Source organism: Halorubrum aidingense JCM 13560 (genome assembly GCF_000336995.1).
Taxonomy (GTDB): Archaea; Halobacteriota; Halobacteria; order Halobacteriales; family Haloferacaceae; genus Halorubrum; species Halorubrum aidingense.
Map to the genome: position 1 here is coordinate 368,618 of NZ_AOJI01000017.1, position 26,311 is coordinate 394,928.

Consider the following 26,311-nt stretch of genomic DNA (forward strand, 5'->3'; position numbering starts at 1 on the left):
ACTGTGTTGATCATATTCCCCGGCCGACGGGGCCGACGAGGGAGTCCGATCGAGGGGGTGCCCTTCAGTACGCTTTTGAGGCGAGCGGTCGACCTCGTGGGTATGGACGGAACCTTCGATCACGTGATGATCCGCGTCGAGGACTTAGAGGAGAGCCTCGACTGGTACCAGACTCACCTGAACTACGAGGAGAAGGGCCGCTGGGAGGCCGACACGTTCACCAACGTCTACCTCGGCCCCGAGGAGCTGCACGAGGACGGCGCGACGCTCGAGTTGACCTACAACCACGGCGACAACACCTACGAGAACGGCGACGCGTGGGGCCACATCGCCGTCCGCGTCCCCGAAGACGCGCTACAGGAGTCCTACGATCAGTTGATGGAGGAGGGCGTCGAGGACTACCGCGACCCCGAGTCGTGCGGCAACCGCTACGCGTTCGTGAAGGACCCGGACGGCCACGAGATCGAGATCGTCAAGCGCGACTACGGCGAGAAGTGGAGCATCGACCACACGATGATCCGCGTCGAGGACGCCGACGAGGCGCTCGGCTACTGGACCCGGAAGTTCGAGTACGCCGAGGTCCGCGGCCGGTGGGAGGCCGACACCTTCGCGAACTACTTCATGGCCCCCGAGGACGCCCCGAAGGAGGCGATGAAGCTCGAACTCACCTACAACTACGACGGCCGCGAGTACACGATGGGCGACGGCTGGGGCCACGTCTGCGTCCGCGTCGACGACCTCGACGAGGCGTGGGACCAACTGATGGTCCGCGAGGCGCCCGACTACCGCGACCCAGAGTCCTGTGACCACAACTACGCGTTCACGAAAGACCAGGACGGTCACGAGATCGAACTGCTCGTTCGCGACTGATATCGAAAGATCGACCGCGGATGAGCGCCGATCGCTGCCCGATCGGCACCCGTTCGGTCGCGTTTGACGCGCCCTTTTCGACGCGGTGGTTCCCCGTTCAGTCGACGCGGTCAGCGACGTCGACTCCGGTTATCTCGAAACGAGCGCCGGTGGCGACGACGTTCGCTGTGCCGGCCGCCGACTCCACACCGGCGTCGTCCGCCGCGTCGGCGACCGCGACCTCCCACCCGTGGGCGTCCGCCACCTGCTCGACGATCCGCAGCCCGAAGCCGGTTCCTGTCCGCGTCGTCGACACGCCGGCGTCGAACACCGAATCGCGGATATCCTCGGGGATACCCGGACCGTCGTCGGCGACGTAAAAGCCGGTTCCGTCGTCGAGCGCGCCGATCGTCACCGTCACGTCGTCGCCACCGTGTTCGATCGCGTTGCGGATCAGGTTCTCGAGGAGCTGCTGGAGGCGGCTCTCGTCGGCTTCCAGCCGCAGGTCCGCCGCGACCGTCAGCGTCGCCGCCGCGGTGTCGACGTTCAGCCAACAGGCCTCGGCGACCGCCGACAGGCTGACCGTGCTCGTCTCGCTGACTCGCTGGCCCTCCCGGGCGAGCGTGAGCAGGTCGCCGATCAGCGTGTCCATGCGATCGTGGGCTCGGCCGGCGGCGTCGAGGTGCTCCGAGTCGTACTCCTCGCGCGCCAGTTCGACGCGGCCCTGCGCGACGTTGAGCGGGTTCCGGAGGTCGTGTGAAACGACGCTGGCGAACTCCGCCAGCCGGTCGTTCTGTCGCTCCAGTTCCGCGCTCCGCTCGTGGAGGCGCCGAGTTCGCGCCTCGGCGTCGAACGCCGTCTCGGCCGCCGTCGCGAGAATCCGGGCGAGGAACTCGTCAGTCGCGTCGAACACGTCGGGCGCCGTCTCACCGATCGAGATGGTTCCGGTGTCGCCGATCGGGAGGATCATCAGGCTCCGGAGCCCCGTGCCGGAGTCGAGCGCCTCCACGGTCTCGATGTCGTCGTACACGTGCGGCTCGCCCGACTCGAACGCCGCCCAGTTGAGGCTCCCGTCGTCGGGCGTGAAGAGACTGCGCGGCGGGAGGAGGTCGTCGGCGATGTCCGAGACCGCAATGGGGGCGAGACCGCCGGCCGCCTCGTCGTGGAGCCGGACCGTCGCCACCGAGAAGCCGAGCACGTCTTCGGCGGCGGCGATAACGCGGTCGGCGATCTCCTCGCGCGAGCCCGCGCGGATCAGGCTTCGCGTGGCGTCGTGAAGCCCCTCTAACCGGGACTCGCGGACGACGCGGTCGAGCGCCGCTTCGAGGTGGTTCGCCACGATCTCGGCGATGAGCACGTCGGTCTCAGTGAACGCGTTCTGAGTCGGCGCCGAGATGATGAAGAGCCCGTGGTCCCCGATCGGATGGAGCACGATGCTCTCGGTCGGCGTCTCCTCGGTGAGCCGGTCGGACGCCGACAGCTCTCCGATGGCGATCGGCTCGTCTCCTCGGTAAGCCTCCCAGGCGAGCGCGGCGCGAGACCCGGCGGGGGCGTCGCGATCGTACGACGGCAGATCGTCGAAGAACGTCGCCACGGAGTCGGCGAGGGCGGTCGGTTCGAGGCGATCGCCCGCTTCGTTGAGGAGGTGGATACCGCTGAGTTCCGCCCCGACGATCTCGTCGACCGCGTCGACCGCCAGCCGCGTCGTCTCCGCTATCGTCCGCGTGTAGTTGAGCTGCTGTGTCCACTCGCGGAGCTGCGCCAACTTCCGCTCGCGTCGCTTCCGCTCCGCGACGTCCCGCGTGTTGATCACGTACCCGGCGACCGCACCGCCGTCGAGCCTGTTGCTCCCGACGGATTCGAGCCACCGGTACTCGCCGTCGGCGCACCGAAACCGGTATTCGACGGCCGGGTACCCGGGGTCGTCGCCGGTCGTCCCGCCGAACGTCTCCTCGAACGTCTCCTCGAACGACTCCATTGCGGCGTCGCGGTCGTCCGGGTGGACGTACTCGAAGGCCGGCTCACCGTACAGCGACTCGGGCTCGTACCCGATGATCTCCTCGGCAGACGGGCTCAGGTACCGGAACCGCCCGGCCTCGTCGAGCACGGTGACGATGTCGGTCGAGTGCTCGACGAACGCCCGGTGTCTGTCGCGCTCGCTGACGTCCCTGACGATGCCGACGAACCGGCGCTCGCCGTCCTCCTCGAACTCGCCGAACGAGATGGAAAGCGAAAGCCCGCGGCCGTCGCGGTGTCGGCCGGGGAGTTCGACGGCCGACCAATCGATCGACGGGTCGTCCGTTTGGAGGTAGCGCTCGACGCCATAGCGGTGCTGTTCGCGTCGGTCCGCCGGCATCAGCGTCTCCACCGATTCGCCCACGAGCGTCTCGGGGTCGTACCCGAACAACCGCTCGACGGCGGGGTTCGCAAAGCGGATCGTCCCGTCCGCGTCGATGGTGATGATCGCGTCCATCGAGTGGGCGGTGATCGCTTGGAGGTGCGCCTGCGTTCGCTCGGCCTCGCGTTCGAGCCGGCGTTTCTCGACCGCCTCGACGATCCGGTTCGCTAAGATCTCGTACTGCTCCGTGCCGCCCGCCTTCTGGAGGTAGTCGGTGACCCCCGCGGAGATCGCGTCGCTCGCGACGGCCTCCGACCCCTTGCCGGTGTACAGAATGAACGGGAGGTCCGGGTCCCGGTCCCGAACCGACCGGAGGAACTCGATCCCGTTCGGCCCGGGCATGTCGTGGTCCGAGACGATACAATCGACGGCGCGATCGTCGAGGACGCGGAGGCCCTCGGTCGCGTCGGTCGCCGTGTCGACCGCGATCCGGTCGTCCTCGCGCTCGAGGAACGACGCGGTGAGCCCCACGAGGTCCGGGTCGTCGTCGACGTGAAGCACGCGGATCTGGTCGACCATCCTCTATCTGTACAGACGACGCCGATATAACAATTTGGCCGATCGACGCACGTGGAGCGACCCCGACCGCGGGGACGCCCCTACGCGTCGTCGGCGACGGGACGGAACACGACCAGCGGCTTCCCGTCGGTCGCCCGCTCCTCGACGCCGGCGCCGACCGACCGTCCGACCGCGACCGCGTCGAGCTCGGGCTCGACCCCGCGGAGCACCCCGGTGAGTCGAACCGGGCCGAACTCGGCGATCGCGCTCACGTACGGGGCGTCGTCGGCGAACTCGGGCGACGGGACGTGGACCACGCTGAACGTCTCGACGGTCCCCGTCTCGGGGAGCGGCTCCCGGGAGAGCGCCGTCGACCCGCAGTCCGGACAGACCCGTCTCGGGGGCAGCGAGCCGTGGCCGTCCGGGCAGACGAGCGCGTACCCGTCGCCGTCGGCGAGGGCGTCGAGCCACTCGTCGTGCCCGGCGTTCCCCGGCCGCGACTCGCCGCCGTCCGCGCGCACCTCGTCGCCCGCGGATCGGTCGGTCATTCCGCCACCTCCAGCACGTGGACGACCGCGCTGGCGACCGTGCCGCCGGCGTTGTGAGCGACGCCGACTTCCGCGTCGGCGACGTGCTCGCTGTTCGGGTGGTCGCCCCGTAGCAGGCGAGTCAGCTCCGCGATCTGCGAGCCGCCGGTCGCCCCCACCGGGTGTCCTTTCGCTTTGAGACCCCCGGAGAGGTTCACGGGGAGGTCGCCGTCGGCGGTCGTCACGCCGTCGCGGGCGGCGCGGATTCCCTCGCCGGGCGCGAAGAAGCCGAGCGACTCCACCGCCAGCACCTCCGCGATGGTGAAACAGTCGTGGACCTCAGCGACGTCGACGTCGGCAGCCTCCACACCGGCGTCGGCGTAGGCAGCGGCCGCCGCGTCGTCGGCGGCGGGCGTACGTGCGAGGTGATCTCTGTCCGCGAGCGCCATCCGATCCGTTCCCTGGCCGGTGCCGGTCACCGCGACGGGGGCGTCAACGTCGTGCGTCTCGGCGTATTCCTCGGAGACTATCACGAGCGCGCTCGCGCCGTCGGTGATCGGACACGCGTCGTACAGGTGAAGCGGCTCGGCGACGGGCGGCGCCGACAGGGCGTCCTCGACGGACACTTCCCGTCGGTACTGTGCGTACTCGTTCGGGAGGGCGTTCTCGTGGTTCTTCGACGCGACGTGCGCGAGGTCCCGGCGGCTCCCGCCGTACGCGTCGAAGTAGGCGCTCGCCATCAGCGCGTACGCGCCGGGGAACGTCACGCCCGCGCGCACTTCGAAGAGGTCGTCGGCGGCGATGGCGAGCGCCTCCGTCACCTCGTCGGTCGGCAGGTTGGTCATCCGCTCCATTCCCCCGGCGAGGACCACGTCGGCGTCGCCCGCGCGAACGGTCCGGACCGCCTCGCGAACGGCGACGCCGGCGGAGGCACACGCCTCCTCGTAGCGCGTCGCCGGGCAGTCGAGGCCCGCGGCCTCCGCCATCAGCGGGGCCTGGTGGCCCTGGTGCTCGGCGAGCGCGCCCATGAAGTTGCCGTAGTTCAGTTCCTCGACGTCCCCGCGCGGGACGCCGGCGTCGTCGAGCGCTCGCAGCGCGGCCGTCGCGAACAGATCGCGGCCGGTTCGGTCCGGGTGGCTCCCGAAGTGGGTGAGCCCGACGCCCGCGACGCGTGCTTCGGTCATGCATGAACGATAATCGGGGATCGGTTTATAAATTCGCAAAGCAAAAGCCCGCGGCGTCGTCCGCGAGTGGACGTCACCGCTGCCGGAATCGGTGGGTACCTGTCGATCGCGATCGAGCCGAGACTAGCCGATGTACCGCAGGTCGTCGTCCGGCACCGCCGGCCCCTCCTGCATCTCGCGGATCTTGCCGACGACTTCCTCCATCTCCTCGGCGCGGTCTTCCAGGCTCTCGTAGTCGACGGTGAACTCCAGCACCGTTTCGAGGATTTCGAGCACCGCGCGGGCGCTCTTCGGGTCGACGAGGTAGCCGCTCGTCTCGCCCATCAGGCAGGCGGCGTCGAATCCGCGGCGGCCGCCGAGGCCGAGCACGAGCCCCGAGACGCCGACGATGCCGCCGGCCGGTTCGTCGGGGCGGAACTCGACACCGGCGTCTTTCAGCGCTTCGACGAGATCGACGTCGGAGACCGCGCCGAGGACGGTGTACTCCTCGACGAGTTCGCCGGTCGGGACGCCTCCGAGCGCGAACGCGCGCTCGGCGCCGAACTCCTCGGCGACGTCGAGGAACGTCGTCGTCAGCGTGTAGTGGCCCGCGTTCGAGCCGGCCTGGTGGTCACCGGTCAACACGAGCATGTCGGCGCCGTCGGTCTCGACGGCGTGGAACTCGGCGCAGGTCAGCTCGGCGACGCCGTCGCCGTCGACGTTCACCTGCGGCGGGAACTCGGTGGTGTACACGCGGCGAACCAGTTCGCTGTCGAACTCCTCTAAGAGGTGTTCCGCCGCGAGCTTCCCCACGTGGCCGACGCCCGGCAACCCCTCGATGAGCACCGGGTCGTCGAGCTCCGGCGTCGCGACCTCGTCGATCTCGATGTCGTCCATATCCGACTCATCCGAGCGGCGGTCACAAGAGGGTGGCTATTCCGGCGTCGCGGCCGCGCGGACGGGCACAACAGATCTCGGCCCGGCTTCTCCGAGACCTTCGGCCCGGCTACTCGGCGTCTCGCCGCCGGGCCCGCCGGCGGTATTCCCCGTAGGGATCTTCGGGACTGAACGGCGCGGGAGCGCTGTTGGCGGTCGGGCCGTCGCACTCGGGACAGCGGTCGCGGAGGGTGTACACCGGGCGGTCGTGGGCGGTCTCCCAGTCGGCACAGACGCGGATGTCGGATTTCACGGGTAGAAACGTGTGGGACGACTACTCGTCGTCCTCGCGGCGGTCACGGTGGAAGCCACCGATGCCGCCGACGGACTCGATCGCCTCGCGGGCACGCGCCGCGGCGGCTTCGAGCTGGTCCTCGGCCGTCTTGTAGTCGGGCGCGCGGACCTTGATCCGGTACTCGGGCGAGCCGACGTAGCCGACCTCGAGGTCGACGCCGTCGGGGACCTCGCCGTTCCCCTCGGCCGCTTCGAGGGCGGCCTTCACGTCGTCGACGCCGTCAGGCCCCATCGATTCGAGATCGACGTAGCCGGTCACGTCGACGTACGGGACGGAGACGTTGTCGCGGGCGGCCTCGACGATGGCGTCGAGCGCCTCGTCGTCGATGTCGACCCCCTCGAGCGCCTCGTCGCCGCTGATCGCGGCCGCCTCGAAGGCGTCGTACAGGGACTCGTACTCGACGAGGAGCGCGTTAGCGACCTCGGTGTAGCGCTCGTCGTCGACGTCCTCGCCGAGCGCGATGAGCATCCAGTTGTCCGCCTTCTGGGCGTTCTTCCAGGCCTGTATCTTGTCTTTCCGCTGGTGTTCGTTGACGTCTTTGATCGACAGGTCGATCTGGTTCGAGGACTCGTTGACCTCCAGCACCTTCGCGACGACCGTCTGTCCCTCGCGGACGTGGTCGCGGACGTTCTTGATCCAACCGGACGCGACCTCGCTGATGTGGCAGAGCCCGCGCTTGTCCTCGTACTCGTCGAGGTCGACGAACACGCCGAAGTCCGCGATTTCGTCGACGTCGCCGACCACGAGTTCGCCGGGTTCGGGCCAGCCGCTGTACTTCATACGGAGTTGGTGAGGCGGTTACCGCGCCTCAACGGTTTCGACGATCTCGCCGTGGAACTCGGCCTCCCCGCCGGTCGGGGTCGCGAGCGTCGTGCCGCAGACCGCACACGACACGACGGAAGCGGCCTTGCCAAAGACGACCTGTTCGTTCTCGCAGTCGGCGCAGGCGACGCGGTGGAAATCTCCTGCCATGCTTACTCCTGGAACGTGAGTCGGCCGGCGCGCCAGCCCTCGCGCATGTGGGCCTTGCCGCAGTCGCCACAGCGGTAGTTCAGGTGGGTCTTTTTCGTCGGCTTGTCGCCACCGGGCACCTTCGAGTACCCGCCGGCGTTGCCGATCGTCGCGAGCGCACGGCGTCGCTGACGCGCGTCGCGTTTCATTCCGGTCGCCCGACCCGATCGAACCTTCTCCACTTCGTGCTCCTGGTGGGAGTCACAGTGCGGACAGTACGTGTTGAAACGACGTGGCATCTCCATGGATATCTACCTTGGAACGCGGTTCGTCACGGACGCTTAAAACGGGTTTGGTCTGTCTCGGAGCCGCCGGCGCCCGGACCGGGGCGTCGGACGGACCGCCGCCACTCAGTCGCGCCACTCCGCGACCGCTCGCACCGGCGACCCGTCGCCGCCTCGGAGCCGGAGCGGGAACGCGTACAGTCGAAACCGATCGGGGAGCCCGTCGAGCCCGCACAGATTCTCGACGATCGGCAAATTGGCCCGGAAGAGCGTGTCGTGCGCCGGGGTTCCGGCCGGCTCGGCGTCCGTTTCGGTCGCGCCGTTCGTCTCCGACCCAGTCGGCGTCGGGTCCGGCCCGAACGCGTCGAGGCCGATACCGACGCCGAGATCGCGACACCGCTCGGCCGCCGCTTCGGTCAGGTACGGGTGGTCGCGGTACCGGTCGGTTCCCCAGTGAGCCGCCCAGCCGGTTCGGAGGACGAGGAGATCGACTACGGGGTCGACCGCGTCCGTTCCACCCCCGAGCGCGTCCGACAGCGTCGCCGCCCCGATCGGCTCTCGCGGCCTCAGCGGTCGGAGATCGACGAGCCGGGCGGTGAACGCGAACTCGCCCACCGCCCGCTCGTCGATCGCGTCCCCGTCGGGGAGCGTGTGTTTGGGCGCGTCGACGTGGGTGCCGGCGTGGGTGCCCGTCCGGAGTTCGCTCGTCGCGTAGCCGTCCGCCTCGTGGGTGGCGTCGGGCGCCAGCGTCACGTCGGGGTCGCCGGGATACGTCGGCATCCCCGTCTCGATCGGACGCGAGAGGTCACGGAACATGGCGGGAAGTGGCGACCGCGGCGGTTAAAAAGCGGTGGTGAAATCCGCATTTTCAGTCGCCGATGAGCGTTTGCAGAAACGAACGTACGGCCTGCGGAAGGACAGTTCACCGTCGATGGCGTTGATGCCCCCCACATTTTCCATCTCCGGAGTGCGTACGGTATGTCAACTCATGGATCTCTTTACTGCCCTTCTCTATGGAGTAGGGACGGGGCTTCCGCTGGTCGTAGGAGCCACGGTCGGTGTCTTCTCACGACCGTCACGCCGAATCACTGCCGTCGCTCTCGCGTTCGCGAGCGGGTCGCTCATCACGGGCCTCTCGTTCGAGTTGTTCGAACCGGCGTTCCGGACCGCAGGTCTCGGTCTCACAACTGCGAGCCTCCTCGTCGGGACCGGATTCTACGTCGGGGTGAAGTACGTTGCAAGTGTGCGAAGCGACACGGACGGCGTTCCAATCTTCATCGCCGTCGTTATCGACGGTCTCGCAGAGAACGTCACGCTGGGTATGGTTCTTATCGGTGGTGGTCCGGTCGGTGGCCCGCTCGCACTCCTTGCTGGAATTGCGGCGAACAACGTTCCCGAAGCGGTCGTTGGCACTTCGCAAATGATCGATAGCGGACGGTCTGCGAAGTGGGTTCTCGGCCTCTGGACAGCGACAGCAATCGGGCTCGTACTCGCGGTCGTCATTGGGTATGCCGTGTTCTCCGGCGTCAGCGACACGACCCTAGCCCTCATTCGGGGCGCGGGTGGTGGCGCTGTGCTGGCTACTCTGGCTGTGGAGATTATGCCTGACGCGTACGACAGCGGTGGCCCGTCGATCGCGTTCGCCACCGCCCTGGGACTTGTCGCTACGTTTGCCCTGTTGTGATGCCCCTCGCGTGGCTCTCGATACGGGCGTTGTTTTGTTTCTACAGGCGTTGTTTTGTTTCCGTCATACGGAGGTGCTGGGGACGGTTCGCCGCCCTCAGTGCTCGACGAACTCCACGAGCACGCCGCCCGTCGACCGCGGATGGAGGAACGCGACCTCGTGGCCCCACGCGCCGGGACGCGGCGCCTCGTCGACGCAGTCAACGCCGAGGTCGCGAGCGCGGTCCAGCGCCGCCGCGACGTCGTCGGTCGCGAGCGCGACGTGGTGGATCCCCGGCCCCTCGCGGTCGAGGTAGTCCGCGATCGCGCCGTCCGCGGCGGGTTCTAAGAGTTCGAAGTAGCCGCCGTCGTCGAGTTCGAGGAAGACGACGGACATTCCGTCGAACGTCTCCTCGTGAGCGATCGGCGCGTCGAGCAGTCCGTCGAACAGGTCGGCGAGATCGGCGGCGTCGCGCGTCGCGACGCCGACGTGGTCGAATCGCATACGTCCCCGATCGAGCGCCGGCGACTTATAAAGACTGAGCGACGGTGGATTCGGTCCCGTTCCCCGCCGGGATCCAAAGCTTTGGGTACGCTCCGGGAGTAACACAGCGCGACTCCACCAGTGAGCGACTCACAGACCGACGCGTCGACGGAGCAGATGTCGTCACGGGGCATCCTCGACTCGCTGCTCGAGAGCGGGCTCCACGAGATGAATCGAGAGCGATCCGGGCTGCTGCTCTCGGGGCTCTCGGCGGGGCTCGACATCGGGTTCGGCCCGCTGATGATGGCGGTCGTGTTGACCCTCTCGCCGGGGACTTTCGGCGACCTCACGACCGAGCTGCTGTTGGCGAGCGTCTACTCCATCGGCTTCATGTTCGTGATCCTGGGCCGCTCGGAGCTGTTCACCGAGCACACGACGCTGGCCGTGATCCCGGTGCTCGACCGGCAGGCGTCGATCCAACAGTTGGGCCGGCTCTGGGGACTGGTGTACGTCGGGAACCTCGTCGGCGGGCTATTCTTCACCCTCCTCGTGACCCTGTTGATGCCGGAGCTCGGCGTCGTCGATCCCGCGTCCTTCGAGACGATCGCGCTGAAGCTCGTCGACCACGACCTCCCGTGGCTGTTCATCGGCGGCGTCTTCGCCGGGTGGCTGATGGGGCTGCTGGCGTGGCTCGTGACGGCGGCGCAAGACACGACCGCCCGGATCCTCCTCGTGTTGATCGTCACCGGAACGATCGGGCTCCTCCACCTCCCGCACTCGATCGCGGGCAACGTCGAGGTGCTGTTCGGGCTCGTCGTCTCGGACGCGATCACGCTGACCGACTACATCGGGTTCCTCGTGCTGGCGACGCTCGGCAACGCCTTCGGCGGCGCGGTGTTCGTCGCGCTGTTGAAGTACGGTCACGTCGTCCGCGGCGCGAACTAAGCGGGTTTCGGAACCGAACCCTCCCGCCGACTCACCGTCCCGGCTTGTACTCGCCGAACTCCTCGCGGAGCACGTCCGATATCTCCTGGACCGTCGCGTACGCCTTCACGGCGTCGACGATGTGGGGCATCACGTTCTCGGTGCCCCGCGCGGCCTCGCGCAGCGACGCGAGCGCGTCGTCGACGGCGTCGTCGTCGCGGTCGGCTTTCACCTCGTGGAGACGCTCGCGCTGAGCCTGTTCCTGTTCGGGGTCGACCTCCTCTAAGTCCATCTCCGGCTCCTCGTCGACCGCGAACTCGTTGACGCCGACGATGACGCGCTCGCCCTCCTCGATCTCGCGCTGACGCTCGAAGGCGACGTCCTGGATCTGCCGTTGGACCCACTGGCTCTTCACCGCCTCCAACATGCCGCCGCGGCGGTCGACTTCCTCGATGATCTCGAAGGCGTCCTCCTCGATCCCGTCGGTGAGGTTCTCGACGTAGTACGAGCCCGCGAGCGGGTCGATCGTGTCCGCGGCGCCCGACTCGTGCGCGAGGATCTGCTGGGTGCGGAGCGCGGTCCGGACCGATTTTTCGGTCGGGAGCGCGAGCGCCTCGTCTTTCCCGTTCGTGTGGAGGCTCTGGGTGCCGCCGAGCACCGCCGCGAGCGCCTGGTAGGAGACCCGGACGACGTTGTTCTCGATCTGCTGGGCCGTCAGGGTGGAGCCGCCGGTCTGCGTGTGGAACTTGAGCTGTTTCGATTTGGGGTTCTGCGCGTCGAAGCGCTCCTCCATGATCTGCGCCCACATCCGCCGGGCGGCGCGGAACTTCGCGGCCTCCTCGAAGATGTTGTTGTGCGCGTTGAAGAAAAACGACAGTTGGGGGGCGAACTCGTCGACGTCGAGGCCGGCGTCGATCGCGGCCTGCACGTACTCGATCCCGTCACCGAGGGTGAACGCGACCTCCTGGGCCGCCGTCGAGCCGGCCTCCCGGATGTGGTACCCCGAGATGGAGATGGTGTTGAAGCGGGGGGTCTCGGCGGCGCAGAAGTCGAAGATGTCCGTGATGAGCCGCATCGACTGCTCGGGCGGATAGATGTAGAGGTTCCGCGCGATGTACTCTTTCATGATGTCGTTCTGGATGGTTCCCCGAAGCTCCTCGCGGGGCACGCCCTGTTTGTCGCCCATGGCGACGTACATCGCGAGGAGGACGCCCGCCGGGGCGTTAATCGTCATCGACGTCGACACCTCGTCGAGCGGGATCCCGTCGAACACGGTTTCGAAGTCGTCGAGCGTGTCGATGGCGACGCCGGACCGCCCGACCTCGCCCTCGGCCATCGCGGCGTCGGAGTCGTACCCCATCTGCGTCGGGAGGTCGAACGCCATCGAGAGCCCGGAGGAGCCCTGATCGATGAGGTAGTTGAACCGCTCGTTCGTCTCCGCCGCGGTGCCCATCCCGGCGTACTGCCGCATCGTCCAGAGCCGCCCGCGGTGCATCGTCGAGTAGACGCCGCGCGTGTACGGCTCCTCGCCCGGGTTCCCCACGTCCTCGCGGTAGTCGTGGTCGGGGACGTCGGCCGGCGTGTACAGCGGATCGACCTCCTGACCGCCCGTGTCGGTGGTAAACGTCTCCTTGCGCTCGCCGAATCGGTCGACGGTCTCGCCGTAGGTCCCCGACTCCCACGACGCTTTGGCCTCCCGGATCGCGGCCAGTTCCTCAGGGTCGTACATTATCGAATCGGTCGGCCGACCGCGACTTAACACTTTTCGGGCGCGAGGCGACCACGACGGTCCCGAATCGTCGCCGGCAGTCGGTTTCAAGTGCCGAGCGGTCCATTTTCCGACATGGACGTCCTCTCCGACTCGGCCGAGCGTTTCCTCGCCGCGACGGCGCCCGAACACACCGCGACGCAGGCGGAGATGGCCGCCCTCGCGGACGACTGGGGGTTCCCGATCATCGGTCCCGAGGCGGGCGCGGTCCTGCGGCTGCTCGCCCGACTGACCGACGCCGGGCACGTCTTCGAGTTCGGCTCGGGGTTCGGCTACTCCGCGACGTGGTTCCTGCGCGGCGGCGCCGACGCCGTCGTCTGCACCGAGTTCGACGAGGACGAGGCGACCCGAGGGGTCCAGTTCGCCGCCGACGGCGGGTACGCCGACCGGGTGACCTTCGAGGTGGGCGACGCGATGGAGACGATCGAGCGCTACGACGGCCCCTTCGACGTCGTCCTCATCGACCACCAGAAGGAGCGGTACGCCGACGCCTACCGGACGGTTCTCCCGAAGGTCCGCACCGGCGGCGTGATCGTCGCCGACAACGTCACGAGAGGCCCCATCGACTTCGCGGACCTCGTCGCGCACTTCGAGGACGGCGCCCCCCTACCGGATCCCGAGGTCGACGCGGAGACGCGCGGGATCGGCGAGTACGTCGGCACGGTGCGCTCCGACGACGCCGTCGAGACTGCGATCCTGCCGGTCGGCTCCGGGATCGCGGTGTCGACGAAGGTGGCGTGAGACCGCGAGGACGCGACCCATTTATAAATAAACCTGCGGTCGGCGCGCTCCGGTGAGCGCCGCTTCGCGGCGCGAATCCGAGCGCGAGGGAGTCGGAGCGGCGCTTATAAGCGCCGCTCCGACGAGGTTGGGGAGGCGTGAGGTGCGGCCGCGGTGTTGTGTGGGGTGACTGAGTTTTGGCAGCCTTCGTCGCTAGCTTTCCAGCGGCCGTTTATAAGCGATCGACTTCCTCCAAAACCACCCACGGACCGAACCTATTCGGGCGTCGACACCGAACCCCGACCCGATGAAGGTGGGGCTCATCTCGGACGTGCACGCGAACCTCCCGGCGCTCGAAACGGTCCTCGACGACATGCCCGCCGTCGACCGGATCGTCTGTGCCGGCGACGTGATCGGGTATAACCCGTGGCCGGCCGAGTGCGTCGAGCGCGTCCGCGAGGTCGCAGCGACGACCGTTCGCGGGAACCACGACCGCACGGTCGAGACGCCCGAGCGCTACCGGGCCAACCGGATGGCCGAGGCCGGACTCGAACACGCGAAGGCGACCCTGTCGGACGATCAACTCGCGTGGCTCCGCGGACTCCCCCGAACCGCCGAGATCGCCGGCGGACGGTACCTCCTTGTGCACTCACACCCCGCGGCCGAGCGCGAGGACGCCTACGTCTACCCGGACGAGTTCCCGAACTTGGACCGCCACATGAGCGAGTACGACGGCATCGTCCTCGGACACACCCACGTCCAGGGGAAGCGGGCCGTCGCGGGCGGGGTCGTCGTCAACCCCGGCAGCGTCGGGCAGCCGCGCGACGGCGACCCCGACGCGGGGTACGCCGTGCTCGACACCCAGCGAGACGAGGTGGACCTCCGTCGCGTCGCGTACGACATCGACCGCGTGAGCGACGCCGTCGCGGACGCTGATCTCCCGGAGCGCACCGCCGAGCGGCTTTATAAAGGTGAGTGATGGCCGCAACGGAACGACAACGCCGCCCCAATAGCCCCGGCCGATCGCTCACGGCCAGATACCGACGACGAGCAGGAGGTTTCGCGCGGCGATCGCGAGCGAGAGGAGTCCGACGCCGGCGCACATCAGCGTCGCGACGAGCCGTCGGGTCCCGCCGGCGACCGCGACGGGGATGCCGATGACGATCATCCCCGCGGCCTTGGTGAGCAACATCCCCGGCACGAGCCCGTAACGGCCGATCAGCGCACGTCCAATCGGCGACCCCTCGACGTACTCGCCGCTGGCGAGCGCGGCGTACGTGGTGCACACGTCGGCGGCGATACCGACCGCCAGGAGGACGACGGCGGCGACGAGTCGGGAGGGCACTGCCACAGCGCACGCGGCGGATCGACATAAACGACCGGGAGGACGACGGCGGTCGATCCGGTTCGGTCCGCCCTCGGCGGCGCGACGATTCGCCGCCGGCGGCGTCGTGCGCCAGATCGTACCACGAGACGCGGTAACACGCAGACGGCGGGCTGGCCGCGAGGCGCGCACAGCACGAATCCATTTAAACCGGCGCGCGCCGTACCACGGGTAATGAGTTCGTCCGACGACGAGTACGACATCGCGGTTGTCGGCGGGGGACCGGCCGGTCTCACGACGGCGCTGTACGGCGCCCGACTGGGCCACGAGACGGTGCTGATCGACCGCGGCGGCGGCCGCGCGGCGATGATGGCCGACACCCACAACGTGATCGGCGTCACCGAGGAGGTCTCCGGCAACGAGTTCCTCGCGACCGGCCGCGAGCAGGTGCAGTCGTACGGCGGCACCTTCGAGCGCGGCTTCGTCACCGACGTCGAGGAGACCGACGACGGCCGCTTCCGGCTGACGGTCGGCGACGACGACCTGCTCGCCGACCGCGTCGTGCTGGCCACGGGCTTTTCGGACAAGCGTCCGGACCCGCCGCTGCCGCGGACCGGAAAGGGACTGCACTACTGTCTGCACTGTGACGCGTACATGTTCGTCGACGAGCCGGTGTACGTGATGGGCCACGGCGAGGCGGCCGCCCACGTCGCGATGATCATGCTCAACATGACCGACGACGTGGACATCCTGACCCGCGGGGCGGAGCCGACGTGGAGCGAGGAGACCGCGGCGCAGTTGGAGGCGCACCCCGTCGAAATCGTCCACGAGGACGTGAGCGGCGTCGAGAACGACCCCGACTCCGGGTGGCTCGAAGCCTTGGAGTTCGAGGACGGCACGCGCCGCGAGTACCGCGGCGGATTCCCGATGTACGGCTCCGACTACAACACGGCGCTCGCGGAGGGGCTCGGCTGCGACCTCACCGACGGCGGCGAGATCGACGTCGACGATCACGGCCGCACCAGCGTTGACGGCGTCTTCGCGGTCGGCGACATCACGCCCGGCCACAACCAGGTGCCGGTCGCGATGGGGCAGGGCGCGAAGGCCGGCCTCGCGATCCACAAGGAGATTCGCGAGTTCCCGCGCTCGACGGAAGATATCGCCCGTGACGGCCCCGTCGACGCCGACGAGGTGCCGGCGATCTCGGCGGAGCTCTTGGCGACCGCAGTCGCCCACGAGGGGCACGCCGGCGGGCCGCGAAAAGAGGCGAGCGCCGAACCGGAGCAGCCCGCGACCGACGACGACTGACGACGGCTGACGACGGCTGAGCCGCCTGAACTCCCGGCGCCAGCGGCTTCCGAGGCGAGGAGACCCCGGTAGACGGGAGCCGACGCCAATCTTTTTGATCCGGAGCGTTCGACCGTCAGTATGGGAACCATCGACGCGGACTTCGCCGGCGAGACGGTCGTGGTCACGGGGGGATCGAGCGGTATCGGCCGCGCGGTCGCAACCGGGTTCGGCGACGCGGGAGCGACCGTGATCAACGCCGACGTTCAGGCGGAACCGAAGGACGTCGACACCGAGACACCCACACACGAGGTCATCGAGGAGCGCGGCGGGACCGCCGCGTTCGTCGAGACGGACGTCTCCGACCCGAGCCAGATCGAGACAGTGATCGAGGCGGCCCGCGAGTTCGGCGGGGTCGACGTGATGGTGAACAACGCGGGCGTCCACCGCAGCCTGGAGTTCCTCGACGTCACTCCCGACGACTTCGATTTCGTTCACGGCGTCAACCTCCGCGGCGCGTTCTTCGGCACGCAGCTGGCCGCCAAGGACATGATCGACCGCGGCGTCGAGGGGGCCATCGTGAACACGTCGTCGACGACGGCCGAGCGCGCGGAGCGGAACCACTCCCACTACGCGGCGACGAAGGGGGGCATCCAGATGCTCACGCGAAGCGCGGCGCTCGAACTCGACGCGCACGGGATCCGGGTGAACGCGGTCGCCCCGGGTCCGATCGCCACCGAGATTCGGGAGGGCTGGGCCGATGAGGCGAGAGGGGCCATCGAGGAGTCCGACGGGCTCCCGTCCCGAGCCGGTATCCCCGCTGACCTGCGTGGCGCGTACCTCTACCTCGCCTCCGCGGACGCGGGCTACGTGACCGGCGAGACGGTGTGGGTGGACGGCGGATCGAGGCTGTAGGTCACGAAGTGCGGCTTTCAGGAGTCAAATCTCTCTCAGTATTTTTGAGCGAAGCGAGGAACATCGCCGGCCGGGACTCCCGCGAGCGAAGCGATCGGGAGGTCGGCCGGCGCACGACCGAAGGGAGTTTGCTGAGCGAAGCGAAGCAAACGTCGACTGACGCAGTCAGTCGGAAGTGCGCCGGCCGGGATTTGAACCGGAGGAAGACGGTCCGGGCGTGCGGCGCTTCGCGTCGTTCCGGGCTGCGACTTCCAGGGTTCAAACCCCTTGGCGCATCTTCCCGCACGACTCACTCGTCGCTGTCGCTCCTCGTTCGTAGTGTGCGGGAAGATGCGCCGGCCGGGATTTGAACCCGGGCCATGAGCTTGGAAGGCTCAGGTCCTACCACTAGACCACCGGCGCGCACCTACACGTAGGCCGAACTGTTCTGATAAACGTTCCGTGTTCCCGTCGAGAGTCGAGTCGACGACGACCCGGAACCGATCGGCAGGAGTATTTAAAAAGCCACAATATTGAGGGCCGTTCCCGCTGGATTAGAACGCTTTTCAGGCCCTTAGAAGCCGGTTAGGTACATATGTGTCTCCCCGGTCAACGTTCACTTGCAAGGTGACGACGATGTCATACCAATCGAGCAATCCCCTGGTCGACGAAGTCGAGTTCGCGCTTGACGGCCCGTGGGCGGCGTACTGGATCGCCTTCCTGCGCGTCGTCACCGGCTGGTGGTTCTTCCACGCCGGCATCACCAAGATCATCGAAAACGGGCTCTCGTTCACCTACGGGACGGCCTACATGCAGGACATGACGGGCACCGCGCTGGGCGGGCTCCCCGTCTGGATGGGGAACAACCTCGCGTGGCTCATCGAGCCGGGCGTCCCCCTCTTCGAGACGCTGATCGGGCTCGCGCTGATGGTCGGCGCGTTCACCCGGTTGGCCGCGTTCGGCGGGGTCATCTTCATGGTCCTGTTCTGGGTGGGCAACGCCGGCTTCGGCAACGGCGTCGTCAACAGCGACCTGATGGGGCTGCTGTTGTTCATGACGATGATCATGCTCGCGGCCGGTCGATACTACGGGCTCGACGCGGTCATCGAGAAGCTGGACGTCGTCGAACAGCACCCGAAACTCCGCTACCTGCTCGGCTAAGAGGTGACATCCAATGACAGACATCATCGACAAGGCGGCGATGGCGCTGAGCGCGGGACTGATGCTGCTCGGAATCGTCGGCATGGGGATCATCGAGCTCCTCGTCGGCGCCCCGTACAGCCCGGTCCCGATCACCAACGAGGCGGGCGAGGTCGTGGCGACCCCACTCATCTCGCCGCAGATCCGAACGGGCGTCGTGCTGGCCGGCATCGCGGTGCTCGGCCTCTACGCGGCCTACAAAATCGCGACTCCGCTCGCTGAGGACGCGCGGGCCGGCCACGAGACGGTCGCCGACTGAGGACCGTCCCGACGACGACGCGACCAGTCCGTGACGACGCGACCGGTCCGCAACGATCCTTTTCAGTTCGCGTTCGACGAGCCGCCGAGTGGCTCCTCTCTACGGTCGACGCCGCCGTCGGCGCTCACCGAGCCCGGCTCCGTCCCGCCCGAGAAGTCGAATCCGGAGTCGTCGGTGTCGCCCCCCTCGGCACCGCTTTTGTCGGCGTCGTCGGTGCCGTCGGCGTCGCCGACGTCGACGTCGTCGGCCGCCCACTCGACGACCTCGAAGCGGTCGGTCATCCGACGCAGGTCGCGGGCTCTCGCGGTCAGGTCGTGGGCTTCCTCGGAGACGCGCTGGAGCGTGGCGGCCTGCTCCTCGGCGGTCGACGCGACGGTCGTCGCCTCCGCGGTCGTCTGCTGGCTCACGCCGGCGAGGTCGTCGACGGCGCCCGTGACCTCGTTGACGGAACTCGCCTGCGCGTCCATCGCTCCCGAGATCTCCTGTACGCCGTCGTCGGCCGCGGCCACCCGCTCGGCGACCTCGCTGAGCGCGTCCTCGGCCGTCTCGACGGTGTCGACGCCCTCGTCGACGCCCTCGCGGATCGCGGCCATCTCCGCGACGCTCTCGTCGGTCCGCTCCCGGAGGTCCTCGATGAGCGACTCGACCTCCGCGGCCGACTCCTGGGTCTCCTCGGCGAGCGATTTCACCTCCTCGGCGACGACCGCGAATCCGGATCCCGCCTCGCCGGCGCGGGCGGCCTCGATCGACGCGTTGAGCGCGAGCAGGTTCGTCTGGTCGGCGATCTCGGCGATGGTTTCGACGATCGCGTCCACCTCCGCCATCTCCGCTTCCAACCGCGCGATGGTGTCGGCGGCGGACGCCGAGCAGTCTTCAATCGCGTGAAGCTCCTCGACCGCTTCGACCGCGGCCTCCCGGCCCTCCGCCGTGAGCGCGCTCGCGCGCTGTGAGGTGGTCGCGACCTCGTCGGCGGAGGCCGCCACCTCCTCGACGGTCGCCGACATGTCTTCCATCTCGCCGGCGACGTCGCTCAGGCGGCGGCTCTGCCGTTGTGCGCCCGCGGAGATCTCGTCGACCGCGTCGCTCGTCTCCTGACCGGCGGCCGCCACCTCGTCGGCGCCGTCCGTGACCGCCTCGCTTTTATCGGTCACCTCCTCGGCGAAGCGGTCGACTCGCGCGATCGCCACCTCCAGTTCGTCCATCGCGTCGTTGAACCCGTCTGCGATCTCTCGGAGTGCCGCCGGATCGTCGGCGTCGGCGTCCAGCCGGGCGGTGAGGTCGCCGTCGGCGCACGCCGCCATCGTCTCTCCGAAGGCCGCCGCGCGCGTCTCCAGCGTCTCGGCGAACGCCTCGCTCTCGGCTTTCGCCGCCTCGGCGCGCTCGCGCTGCGTCTCCGCCGACTCGATCTGATCGCCCAGCGAGTCGCGCATCGTCGAGAACGCCCCGTACAGATCGCCGAACTCGTCGCGGCGGTCGGTGTCGAACGCGACGTCGAGATCGCCCGATTCGAGCGCTCGTGCCTTGCCGGTGAGCCGATTCAGCTCGGCGACGGTTCCCCGGCCGAGCGTCGCACCGAGCAGCCCGAGCCCCGCGACCGCGACGCCGATGATGAGCAACAGGTTTCGCCCAATCATCCCCGAGAGGGCGTACGCCTCGGACAGGGGGACGTGAACCGCCACGTACCAATCCTCGGACGAGACGGGCGCGTACGCGACGAAGTACTCCGCGCCGTCGGCGAACTGGAACGACGCCGACGGCACGTGACCGACCGGCTGCTCCTCGTCGAACAGGGCGGTTTGCAACGCCTCGTCGTAGCGTTCCCCGGCGACGCCGGCCCGGTCGCTCGCGCCGAGCGTCCCGTCGGCCTCGACGAGCGTCGTGAACGACCCGGCGGTCGGCTGCCGGAAGTCGCCGACGACGGGACCGAGATCGATCTCCATGACGAGGTAGTCGCGAAGCGGGGTCGCGGCGACGTACGCGACGCGCCGCTGCCCGTCGGCCTCGTAGGTGGGCGTCGTGTACACCCGGTCGCCGAACAGGAGGTTCTCGTCGAACCACTCCTGGTCAGTGACTGCGGCGCCGGGGTCGTCGGTTCCGTCGCCGTCCGCGCTCGACGCGATCACGGTGCCCGCCTTGCGGTCGACGTAGTGGAGCGCCACCACCTCGTCGGCCGTCCGGGAGTGATGCGAGGCGAGGTAGCTGCTCACCTGCGACTCGTCGCGCGAGAACGCGTCGGAGTCCGCGATGTCGCTCGCCATCGAGCGACGCTCGCTCGCCCAGCCGTCGAGTTCGGTGCCGCTCAGTTCGGCGACCGCGGTGTAGTCCGCTTGGGCGTTCGCTTCGAGGTGATCGGTCGTCTCCGCGTACGTGACCACGCCGACGGCGCCGATGGCGGCGAGCACGAGCAGCACGACGACCAAGAACTTCGCAAGATAACTCCGGGCGACGACGTCCGGACTCGCCCGACGGAGGAGGCGTTCGAGGGGAGTGGCGTCCATTACATCGACGCGGTCGACACGGTTGCTTTAATCCACTCCTTTCGATATCGATATTGATATTCAGGGCGCAGGCGCGGTGACGACCGCGTAGCAGTTTCCGCTGGAGACGTCGACGTCTATCGGTTCGAGGTCGCTCGCGTCGAGGTCGCGCTCGAACTCGCTCGGCGAGTAGATGTGATAATACCGCGGGACCGTCTCGCCGCCGGGCAGGGTCCAGTCGACGGTCGTGTCGAACCCCGACTCGCGGTCGAAGCGGTCGTGGGCGGTGCTCCAGACGCTCACCAGCGCGGTCCCGCCCGGTTCGAGCACGCGAGCGAGTTCGTCGAGGCTCCGCACTCGCGCGGCGCGCGGCGAGAGGTGGTGAAGCGTCGCCACGTAGACGGCGAGATCGATCGACTCGCCGGCGATCGGCAGCGCGGCGGCGTCGCCGTGGACGAAGTCGGCGACCGCGTCGAAGTCGCGCTCGCGCGCCCGCGTCGTCGCCTCTCGGAGGAGTTCGCGGCTGAGATCGACCCCCACGACCGACGCTGACCGCGCCGCGAGCAGTTCGGTGTGACGGCCGTTCCCGCACCCAACGTCGAGCGCGCGCGTGGCCGACCGCCCGTCGAGGAACGATTCGACCTCGGGCCACGCGTACTCCCGCGTCTTCGAGAAGTGAGCGGCGATGCGGTCGTAGGTCGCCTGCGGGGTCCCGCCGGCGTCCGTCGCGTCCTCCGGATCCATACCGGGCGGTCGGCCGCCGCCGGTATAGGTGCGCCGTCATCGGGCGCGTTCGCCGTCCCGCGTGTCGCTCTCGACCGCGCTACACGAGGCCGATCACGAGGAACGTGAGCAGTGTCAAGCCGAGCAGGACCACGACGTGTTTCACGCCGTCGTTCACCGATCCCTCGCCGAGTTGGCCGGCGACGAGCCCCGAGCAGATCGCCTGGACCGTCGCGGCGTGGAAGAACAGCTGTTCGTAGGCGAACGCGTTGATGTCCCCGAGCCCGTCGGTGAGTCCCCCGGATCCGCTGGGCATGCCGTCGGTCGAGCTACCCGGAAGGTCACCGCCGGCACCGCTGGGGATCGCCGCCTCCTCGATCGCCGGGATGAACGAGACCGACAGCGAGGCGATGATCCCGAGGAAGACCAGAAAGGAGATGTAGATCACGATAAGGTACGTCACCATGACCTGCCGTCGTTCGCGCCGCAGCCCCCACGTCGCTCGCGCCTCCTCGGCCGCGATGCGGAGGACGGGGCCGACGTCGCCGCTCGCGTGCATCGCGTTCGTGATCAGCGCGACGGCCCGCGAGGTCATCGGCGACCGGACCCGGCGCTCCAGTCGGCGCAGCGCGGTGCCGACGTCGGCTCCCCAGTCGATGTCCCGACGGGTGCGTTCGAGGTCGGTCGTCAGCGCCTCCAGGTTCGACCCGGCGACCCGGCGCACGCTGCCGACGACGGAGGTTCCCGCCTCGTTGACGCTCGCCAGCCGGTCGAGGAAGTCGGGTACAGCCGACTCGATCCGGCGCGTCCGCCGCTTGCGGACCTCGTAGACGACCGCGTAGCTCGCGAGCACGAGCGCCGTCGCGACGACGACGGCCGTGTCGACCTGCGCGACCATCTCGGTCGGCGGGCCGCGCGTGACCGGGAACGCGAAGACGAGCAGCCCGACGAGCGCGAGCGGCACGGCCGCCAGAAACACCGTCGCGGGCGCGTCGAGGACGCTCTCGACTGGCGAGGTGATCCACGACCGAACGCGGCGGACGCGGTCGTACGCGCGGAGCCGCTCGCGGCTCGCCGCCCAGGAGTCGGTCGCCGACGCGGACGCGGCGCGCTCGTCGTTGACCGCGACGCCGCCGTCGGAGCGTGCTTCGGCGGCGTCCTCGCGGTACCGGTCGGCGGTCTCCGTCCCGCCGACGCCCTGCGTCACGCTGTCGACGTAGACGACGAACCCGAACGTCGCCAGCGGGACCGCGAGGTAGACGACGACGCGGAGCAGCGGGAGCGTGTCCTCCAAGACGAGGCCGATCACGACGAGGATGGTGATGAAAAACAGCGGGCCGGCGACCAGCGCCGTGACGTACGCCTCCGCGAACGTCGAGAGCAGTTCGAGGTACTGCTGCTGTTTCGACTCGGCCTCCTCTTGATACAGCTCGTACTGGTCGCTGAGGAACGCCGAAATCGACTGGCCGGTTCCGAGCACCGACGCCAAGTTCTCGGCGAAGTCGCCGAGGTCCTCGCTGGGCGTCCGGCGGGCGGTGCGCTGGAGCGCGGTGAGCGCGTCGGTACCGAAGGCGTTCATGTCACGCACCGCGACCGACAGCTCCGTCGCGGCCTCGCCGTACACGTCCTCGTTCTCGGCGAGTGTGTCCATCACGCGCGGGAACGCCATCCCCGACCGCGAGAGCGCGTACATGAACGCGACGGTCCGCGGAAGGGTGGCGTCGATCTCGGCCGCCCGGGCGTGCGCCCGCTGGTTCAACACCTCCCACCGGCCGTAGTAGGTCCCGACGGCGAGCGCGGAGCCGAGCGTCGCCGACGCGAACAGCAGGAGCGCGAACAGTTCGAGGAGCCCGAGTTCCGTGAGTCGGGCCAGCCCCGCGAGGAACGCGAGCGCGGCGGGTAGCGTCTCGCGGATGGCCGCCTCGCCGACGTCGAGCGCCGACAGCAGCGCCCCCGCGGCGTACACCCCGGCGACGCTTCCGGCGACGCCGAGGACGCCCGCGTACAGTATCGTCCGGGAGGCGTACTCACGGTGTGTTCCGCCCACATGCGCGGCGTAAAGTAAGTCGCGCTGGCGCTGCCGGCGGCTCCCGTCGACGCCGACGTAGTCGCCGAACAGCGCCAGCGCGACCCGGGTGACGAGCAGGTCGGCGCGCCGGTCGGCGAGCGGGAGCACCAGCGCCAGACAGAGGCCGACCGCCGCGAGAAGCGGAACGTACGCGAGCATCACCGCTCTCCGGACCCGTCGTTCGCGCCGCCGACGCGTCCGCCCGCCGCGGCGGTCCGGTTCGTGCCGGCTTCGTCTGTGCCGTCTCCGTCACTCCCGCCGCCGTTCGCCCCGTCCCCGCCCTCACCGGCGACCCGGTCGTCGAGCCGGTCCATCACGCGGGCGGGGTCGGCGTAGTACTCGTTGACGAGGGCGGTGAACGTCCGGTAGTCGGTGATGTCGAGAGCGGCGAGCCGGTCGAGGAAGCGCTCTCGGCGCCGGAACTCGGAGAGCAGCTCCGACCGCGACCAGCCGCGTTCGTCGGCGATTTCTTCGAGCAGCGAGGAGTCGTTCCGACGGAACTCATCGGCCTCCGGCCGCCACTCGAACGCGGAGGAATAGTCGAGTTCGCCGGTCCGCTGGTCGATGCCGCCGATCTCGCCGATCGTCTTCGCGCGGCGCACGCGCTGGTCGCCGGAGCGCGTCAGCGTCTGGATCGAGAGCATGTCGAGCGACTGCACCATCGCGCGCGGGACGTTGATCGGCTCGTTTTCCAGCCGGTTGATCACCGTCTCGATCGAGTCGGCGTGCATCGTCGAGAACGTGGTGTGACCGGTGTTCATCGCCTGGAACAGCGTGATCGCCTCGTCGCCGCGGACCTCGCCCACGATGATGTACTCGGGCCGGTGGCGGAGCGCCGAGCGGAGCAGGTCGTACATGTCGATGTCCGTCCCCTCGTAGCGGCGCTCGCGGGTGATCGAGGAGAGCCAGTTGTCGTGGTACAAGGAGAGTTCGCGGGTGTCCTCGATGGTGAGCACCTTCGCGCGCGGCGGGATAAACATCGACACCGCGTTCATCGAGGTCGTCTTCCCGGAGGCGGTGCCGCCCGCGAAGATGAGGCTCTTGTTGTGCTCGATACAGAGCCAGAAGTACGCCATCTGCTCGATCGAGAAGGTGCCGTACTCCACGAGGTCGATCGGCGTGAGCGGGTCCTCGGCGTACTGGCGGATCGTGAACGCCGAGCCGCGCGGGGTCACCTCCTCGCCGAGCGCGAGCTCCGCGCGCGACCCGTCCGGCAGCGTCGTCTCCACGATGGGGTCGCCGACGGAGACGTGCCGCCCGGACTGCTGGGCGAGGCGGATGACGTAGTTGTCGAGTTCCCCCTTCGGGAACGAGACATTCGTCTCGATGTCGGTGTACTCGTCGTGGTAGACGAAGATCGGCAGGTCGTACCCGTCACACGAGATGTCCTCGATGTGGCGGTCGTTCAGGAGGGGGTCGACCTTCCCGTAGCCGCGGAAGTCGCGGTAGAGGTAGTACGCGAGCGCGTGGAAGGTGTCCATCCCGGCGTCGACGCCGTAGGCTTCGAGCAGCGTCGCCAGCTCCGCGCGGAGGGTGTCCTCGTCGGTCTTGCCCGTTCCGTCGCGGTAGAGTAGCGGGTCCCGGATGTCGTCGGCAACGCGGTCGAGGAGGTCGCGCTCGAACGCGTCGAGGTCGGGCTCGACCGCGTAGTACCGGTGTTCGCTCTCGACGTCGTCGTAGGTGATGACCACGTAGGCGTACGGCGCGTTCACCCAGTAGCGGTCGATCTCACGTTCGTCCGCCGGCGGCGAGAAGGCGGCGAGCGGGCCGTCGTCGCCGGGGCGGAACGGGCGCACGTCGAGTTCGGACCCCTGCAGCAGTTCCCACGTCCGAGAGAGCCGTCGCCGGAGCGCCTCGATGCGACCGCCGACGTCGTCTCCCGCGTCACTCGCCATCGTCGTATAGGGGCCGTATGGGACGTGGTGGTTTAAAGTCCACCTGATGATTATCAGACGCGACATCGAGAGCGGGCTGGGGGTGTTCTCGTCCGGCGCGTTCGGTGGCGGTCGTGCCGGCGCGTTCGGTGGCGGTCGTGCCGGCGCGTTCGGTGGCGATCGCGTCGCTGAGCGGGCGGCTGCGGTCGCATCGCTGGACGTTCGAGCTATTGGCGCGCCCGTTACGTTGATACGGGACGACCGCGAAAGACGAGATAGGAAATGCGGCGTGACTACTTCGATCTGACCGTCGAGGGCGTCGACGACGACGTCGACGGCCCGAAAACCCCCCTCGTCCGTATCGACTTCCACGGGCCCGAGGGGTTACTGCGCGACCGGCTCTCGGCGACCGACGGCGACCTCCTCGACGCCGCCGACGTCGACGTGGCGTTCCGGCTGCGAGAGCCCCTCTCGTCGGCCGACGATGCGGAGGGCGTAGTCGGGGTCACGAACCGTCTCACCGGCGACTTCATCCTCGAACTCAACGAGACGGCCACCGACGTGCTCCCCTTTATCCGCGCCGCTCGGGACTCGGCCGGCGACGAGGACGCCCGCTACCGCGTCGAGATCGACGTCGACGGCGATCGGCTCGTCGCCTACGACAAGGGGACGTTCCTCGTGTACGACCACGAGGGGAACCTCCTCCGCAACGAGAGCCTGATCCCGTCCGGCGTCGAGCTCTGACC

26 protein-coding genes and 1 tRNA gene are annotated in these 26,311 nt (G+C 68.6%); 10 read left to right on the forward strand and 17 right to left on the reverse strand.

What is annotated here, in order from left to right; genetic code table 11:
- The first annotated feature begins 102 nt into the window (after positions 1-102).
- Positions 103-870, forward strand: a complete 768-nt coding sequence (locus C461_RS05025) for a VOC family protein (RefSeq protein WP_007999196.1) — start codon at positions 103-105, stop codon at positions 868-870.
- Positions 871-967: 97 nt separating this feature from the next.
- Here the strand turns inward: C461_RS05025 and C461_RS05030 are convergent, their stop codons facing one another.
- From C461_RS05030 to C461_RS05070, 9 genes are all read right to left on the reverse strand, one after another.
- A complete protein-coding gene (locus C461_RS05030; RefSeq protein ID WP_007999198.1) occupies positions 968-3,766 on the reverse strand; it encodes a PAS domain S-box protein in 2,799 nt (932 codons plus the stop codon).
- Between the two features lie 80 nt (positions 3,767-3,846).
- Complete coding sequence (locus tag C461_RS05035) at positions 3,847-4,293, reverse strand: Zn-ribbon domain-containing OB-fold protein (RefSeq protein ID WP_007999200.1); 447 nt, start codon at positions 4,291-4,293, stop codon at positions 3,847-3,849.
- The gene (locus C461_RS05040; protein WP_007999202.1) at positions 4,290-5,456 is read right to left on the reverse strand and encodes a thiolase domain-containing protein; all 1,167 of its coding nucleotides are present in this window, start codon (positions 5,454-5,456) and stop codon (positions 4,290-4,292) included. The genes C461_RS05035 and C461_RS05040 overlap by 4 nt, the downstream gene beginning before the upstream one ends.
- 123 nt (positions 5,457-5,579) lie before the next feature.
- A complete protein-coding gene (locus tag C461_RS05045) occupies positions 5,580-6,332 on the reverse strand; it encodes a proteasome assembly chaperone family protein (protein ID WP_007999204.1) in 753 nt (250 codons plus the stop codon).
- A 109-nt stretch (positions 6,333-6,441) separates the two neighbouring features.
- Positions 6,442-6,624, reverse strand: coding sequence for an RNA-protein complex protein Nop10 (locus C461_RS05050; protein WP_007999205.1), 183 nt, complete (start codon positions 6,622-6,624; stop codon positions 6,442-6,444).
- A gap of 21 nt (positions 6,625-6,645) precedes the next feature.
- Positions 6,646-7,446 carry a translation initiation factor IF-2 subunit alpha gene (locus C461_RS05055; RefSeq protein WP_007999207.1) on the reverse strand — a complete coding sequence of 267 codons (801 nt, stop codon included), beginning with the start codon at positions 7,444-7,446 and terminating at the stop codon, positions 6,646-6,648.
- 18 nt (positions 7,447-7,464) lie between these two features.
- Positions 7,465-7,638, reverse strand: a complete 174-nt coding sequence (locus C461_RS05060; RefSeq protein ID WP_007999209.1) for a 30S ribosomal protein S27e — start codon at positions 7,636-7,638, stop codon at positions 7,465-7,467.
- A gap of 2 nt (positions 7,639-7,640) precedes the next feature.
- Positions 7,641-7,922: a 50S ribosomal protein L44e gene (locus tag C461_RS05065; RefSeq protein WP_007999211.1), complete on the reverse strand. Its 282-nt coding sequence runs from the start codon at positions 7,920-7,922 to the stop codon at positions 7,641-7,643.
- A gap of 105 nt (positions 7,923-8,027) precedes the next feature.
- Positions 8,028-8,717 carry a cyclase family protein gene (locus tag C461_RS05070; protein WP_007999213.1) on the reverse strand — a complete coding sequence of 230 codons (690 nt, stop codon included), beginning with the start codon at positions 8,715-8,717 and terminating at the stop codon, positions 8,028-8,030.
- A 172-nt stretch (positions 8,718-8,889) separates the two neighbouring features.
- Here C461_RS05070 and C461_RS05075 point away from each other — a divergent pair, with 172 nt between their 5' ends.
- Entirely contained in the window at positions 8,890-9,585 is a 696-nt protein-coding gene (locus tag C461_RS05075) for a ZIP family metal transporter (RefSeq protein ID WP_007999215.1), read from the forward strand.
- A gap of 96 nt (positions 9,586-9,681) precedes the next feature.
- On the opposite strand, the gene mce is transcribed toward C461_RS05075, so the two are convergent.
- Positions 9,682-10,068, reverse strand: a complete 387-nt coding sequence (gene mce / locus C461_RS05080) for a methylmalonyl-CoA epimerase (RefSeq protein WP_007999217.1) — start codon at positions 10,066-10,068, stop codon at positions 9,682-9,684.
- A gap of 120 nt (positions 10,069-10,188) precedes the next feature.
- On the opposite strand from mce, the gene C461_RS05085 reads away from it, so the two are divergent.
- Positions 10,189-10,992, forward strand: a complete 804-nt coding sequence (locus C461_RS05085) for a formate/nitrite transporter family protein (RefSeq protein ID WP_007999219.1) — start codon at positions 10,189-10,191, stop codon at positions 10,990-10,992.
- Positions 10,993-11,023: 31 nt separating this feature from the next.
- Here C461_RS05085 and C461_RS05090 read toward each other — a convergent pair whose 3' ends face one another.
- A complete protein-coding gene (locus tag C461_RS05090; RefSeq protein WP_007999221.1) occupies positions 11,024-12,700 on the reverse strand; it encodes an acyl-CoA mutase large subunit family protein in 1,677 nt (558 codons plus the stop codon).
- A 114-nt stretch (positions 12,701-12,814) separates the two neighbouring features.
- Here C461_RS05090 and C461_RS05095 point away from each other — a divergent pair, with 114 nt between their 5' ends.
- On the forward strand, positions 12,815-13,480 hold the full coding sequence (locus tag C461_RS05095) for an O-methyltransferase (RefSeq protein WP_007999223.1): 666 nt from the start codon (positions 12,815-12,817) through the stop codon (positions 13,478-13,480).
- Between the two features lie 286 nt (positions 13,481-13,766).
- Positions 13,767-14,438 (forward strand): metallophosphoesterase family protein, encoded by a 672-nt coding sequence (locus tag C461_RS05100; RefSeq protein ID WP_007999225.1) that lies wholly within the window; start codon positions 13,767-13,769, stop codon positions 14,436-14,438.
- A 48-nt stretch (positions 14,439-14,486) separates the two neighbouring features.
- Here C461_RS05100 and C461_RS05105 read toward each other — a convergent pair whose 3' ends face one another.
- Positions 14,487-14,804 carry a hypothetical protein gene (locus C461_RS05105; protein ID WP_007999226.1) on the reverse strand — a complete coding sequence of 106 codons (318 nt, stop codon included), beginning with the start codon at positions 14,802-14,804 and terminating at the stop codon, positions 14,487-14,489.
- A gap of 213 nt (positions 14,805-15,017) precedes the next feature.
- Between C461_RS05105 and C461_RS05110 the strand changes: the two genes are divergently transcribed.
- Positions 15,018-16,091 (forward strand): NAD(P)/FAD-dependent oxidoreductase, encoded by a 1,074-nt coding sequence (locus C461_RS05110; RefSeq protein WP_007999229.1) that lies wholly within the window; start codon positions 15,018-15,020, stop codon positions 16,089-16,091.
- A gap of 120 nt (positions 16,092-16,211) precedes the next feature.
- Positions 16,212-16,985 carry an SDR family NAD(P)-dependent oxidoreductase gene (locus C461_RS05115; RefSeq protein WP_007999230.1) on the forward strand — a complete coding sequence of 258 codons (774 nt, stop codon included), beginning with the start codon at positions 16,212-16,214 and terminating at the stop codon, positions 16,983-16,985.
- A 331-nt stretch (positions 16,986-17,316) separates the two neighbouring features.
- Here the strand turns inward: C461_RS05115 and C461_RS05120 are convergent.
- A tRNA-Gly gene (locus C461_RS05120) sits at positions 17,317-17,387 on the reverse strand.
- A gap of 213 nt (positions 17,388-17,600) precedes the next feature.
- Between C461_RS05120 and C461_RS05125 the strand changes: the two genes are divergently transcribed.
- Both C461_RS05125 and C461_RS05130 read left to right on the forward strand, forming a co-directional pair.
- Positions 17,601-18,125 (forward strand): DoxX family protein, encoded by a 525-nt coding sequence (locus C461_RS05125; RefSeq protein WP_049906358.1) that lies wholly within the window; start codon positions 17,601-17,603, stop codon positions 18,123-18,125.
- 13 nt (positions 18,126-18,138) lie between these two features.
- On the forward strand, positions 18,139-18,423 hold the full coding sequence (locus C461_RS05130; RefSeq protein WP_007999232.1) for a hypothetical protein: 285 nt from the start codon (positions 18,139-18,141) through the stop codon (positions 18,421-18,423).
- 62 nt (positions 18,424-18,485) lie between these two features.
- Here C461_RS05130 and C461_RS05135 read toward each other — a convergent pair whose 3' ends face one another.
- From C461_RS05135 to C461_RS05150, 4 genes are all read right to left on the reverse strand, one after another.
- On the reverse strand, positions 18,486-20,921 hold the full coding sequence (locus C461_RS05135) for a methyl-accepting chemotaxis protein (RefSeq protein WP_007999233.1): 2,436 nt from the start codon (positions 20,919-20,921) through the stop codon (positions 18,486-18,488).
- A 60-nt stretch (positions 20,922-20,981) separates the two neighbouring features.
- Positions 20,982-21,644 (reverse strand): class I SAM-dependent methyltransferase, encoded by a 663-nt coding sequence (locus C461_RS05140; protein WP_007999234.1) that lies wholly within the window; start codon positions 21,642-21,644, stop codon positions 20,982-20,984.
- Between the two features lie 79 nt (positions 21,645-21,723).
- Positions 21,724-23,850 (reverse strand): type II secretion system F family protein, encoded by a 2,127-nt coding sequence (locus tag C461_RS05145; RefSeq protein WP_007999235.1) that lies wholly within the window; start codon positions 23,848-23,850, stop codon positions 21,724-21,726.
- Positions 23,850-25,586 carry a type II/IV secretion system ATPase subunit gene (locus tag C461_RS05150; RefSeq protein ID WP_007999236.1) on the reverse strand — a complete coding sequence of 579 codons (1,737 nt, stop codon included), beginning with the start codon at positions 25,584-25,586 and terminating at the stop codon, positions 23,850-23,852. The genes C461_RS05145 and C461_RS05150 overlap by 1 nt, the downstream gene beginning before the upstream one ends.
- A 261-nt stretch (positions 25,587-25,847) precedes the next feature.
- Between C461_RS05150 and C461_RS05155 the strand changes: the two genes are divergently transcribed.
- Positions 25,848-26,309, forward strand: coding sequence for a DUF5793 family protein (locus tag C461_RS05155; RefSeq protein WP_007999238.1), 462 nt, complete (start codon positions 25,848-25,850; stop codon positions 26,307-26,309).
- Positions 26,310-26,311 lie beyond the last annotated feature (2 nt).

What these genes read in the sequence shown, in the direction of transcription:
- C461_RS05025 (WP_007999196.1), top strand. Translation starts at nt 103, where the DNA reads ATGGACGGAACCTTCGATCACGTGATGATCCGCGTCGAGGACTTAGAG.
- C461_RS05030 (WP_007999198.1), bottom strand. Translation starts at nt 3,766, where the DNA reads ATGGTCGACCAGATCCGCGTGCTTCACGTCGACGACGACCCGGACCTC.
- C461_RS05035 (WP_007999200.1), bottom strand. Translation starts at nt 4,293, where the DNA reads ATGACCGACCGATCCGCGGGCGACGAGGTGCGCGCGGACGGCGGCGAG.
- C461_RS05040 (WP_007999202.1), bottom strand. Translation starts at nt 5,456, where the DNA reads ATGACCGAAGCACGCGTCGCGGGCGTCGGGCTCACCCACTTCGGGAGC.
- C461_RS05045 (WP_007999204.1), bottom strand. Translation starts at nt 6,332, where the DNA reads ATGGACGACATCGAGATCGACGAGGTCGCGACGCCGGAGCTCGACGAC.
- C461_RS05055 (WP_007999207.1), bottom strand. Translation starts at nt 7,446, where the DNA reads ATGAAGTACAGCGGCTGGCCCGAACCCGGCGAACTCGTGGTCGGCGAC.
- C461_RS05060 (WP_007999209.1), bottom strand. Translation starts at nt 7,638, where the DNA reads ATGGCAGGAGATTTCCACCGCGTCGCCTGCGCCGACTGCGAGAACGAA.
- C461_RS05065 (WP_007999211.1), bottom strand. Translation starts at nt 7,922, where the DNA reads ATGGAGATGCCACGTCGTTTCAACACGTACTGTCCGCACTGTGACTCC.
- C461_RS05070 (WP_007999213.1), bottom strand. Translation starts at nt 8,717, where the DNA reads ATGTTCCGTGACCTCTCGCGTCCGATCGAGACGGGGATGCCGACGTAT.
- C461_RS05075 (WP_007999215.1), top strand. Translation starts at nt 8,890, where the DNA reads ATGGATCTCTTTACTGCCCTTCTCTATGGAGTAGGGACGGGGCTTCCG.
- mce (WP_007999217.1), bottom strand. Translation starts at nt 10,068, where the DNA reads ATGCGATTCGACCACGTCGGCGTCGCGACGCGCGACGCCGCCGATCTC.
- C461_RS05090 (WP_007999221.1), bottom strand. Translation starts at nt 12,700, where the DNA reads ATGTACGACCCTGAGGAACTGGCCGCGATCCGGGAGGCCAAAGCGTCG.
- C461_RS05095 (WP_007999223.1), top strand. Translation starts at nt 12,815, where the DNA reads ATGGACGTCCTCTCCGACTCGGCCGAGCGTTTCCTCGCCGCGACGGCG.
- C461_RS05100 (WP_007999225.1), top strand. Translation starts at nt 13,767, where the DNA reads ATGAAGGTGGGGCTCATCTCGGACGTGCACGCGAACCTCCCGGCGCTC.
- C461_RS05110 (WP_007999229.1), top strand. Translation starts at nt 15,018, where the DNA reads ATGAGTTCGTCCGACGACGAGTACGACATCGCGGTTGTCGGCGGGGGA.
- C461_RS05115 (WP_007999230.1), top strand. Translation starts at nt 16,212, where the DNA reads ATGGGAACCATCGACGCGGACTTCGCCGGCGAGACGGTCGTGGTCACG.
- C461_RS05125 (WP_049906358.1), top strand. Translation starts at nt 17,601, where the DNA reads ATGTCATACCAATCGAGCAATCCCCTGGTCGACGAAGTCGAGTTCGCG.
- C461_RS05130 (WP_007999232.1), top strand. Translation starts at nt 18,139, where the DNA reads ATGACAGACATCATCGACAAGGCGGCGATGGCGCTGAGCGCGGGACTG.
- C461_RS05135 (WP_007999233.1), bottom strand. Translation starts at nt 20,921, where the DNA reads ATGGACGCCACTCCCCTCGAACGCCTCCTCCGTCGGGCGAGTCCGGAC.
- C461_RS05140 (WP_007999234.1), bottom strand. Translation starts at nt 21,644, where the DNA reads ATGGATCCGGAGGACGCGACGGACGCCGGCGGGACCCCGCAGGCGACC.
- C461_RS05145 (WP_007999235.1), bottom strand. Translation starts at nt 23,850, where the DNA reads ATGCTCGCGTACGTTCCGCTTCTCGCGGCGGTCGGCCTCTGTCTGGCG.
- C461_RS05150 (WP_007999236.1), bottom strand. Translation starts at nt 25,586, where the DNA reads ATGGCGAGTGACGCGGGAGACGACGTCGGCGGTCGCATCGAGGCGCTC.
- C461_RS05155 (WP_007999238.1), top strand. Translation starts at nt 25,848, where the DNA reads ATGCGGCGTGACTACTTCGATCTGACCGTCGAGGGCGTCGACGACGAC.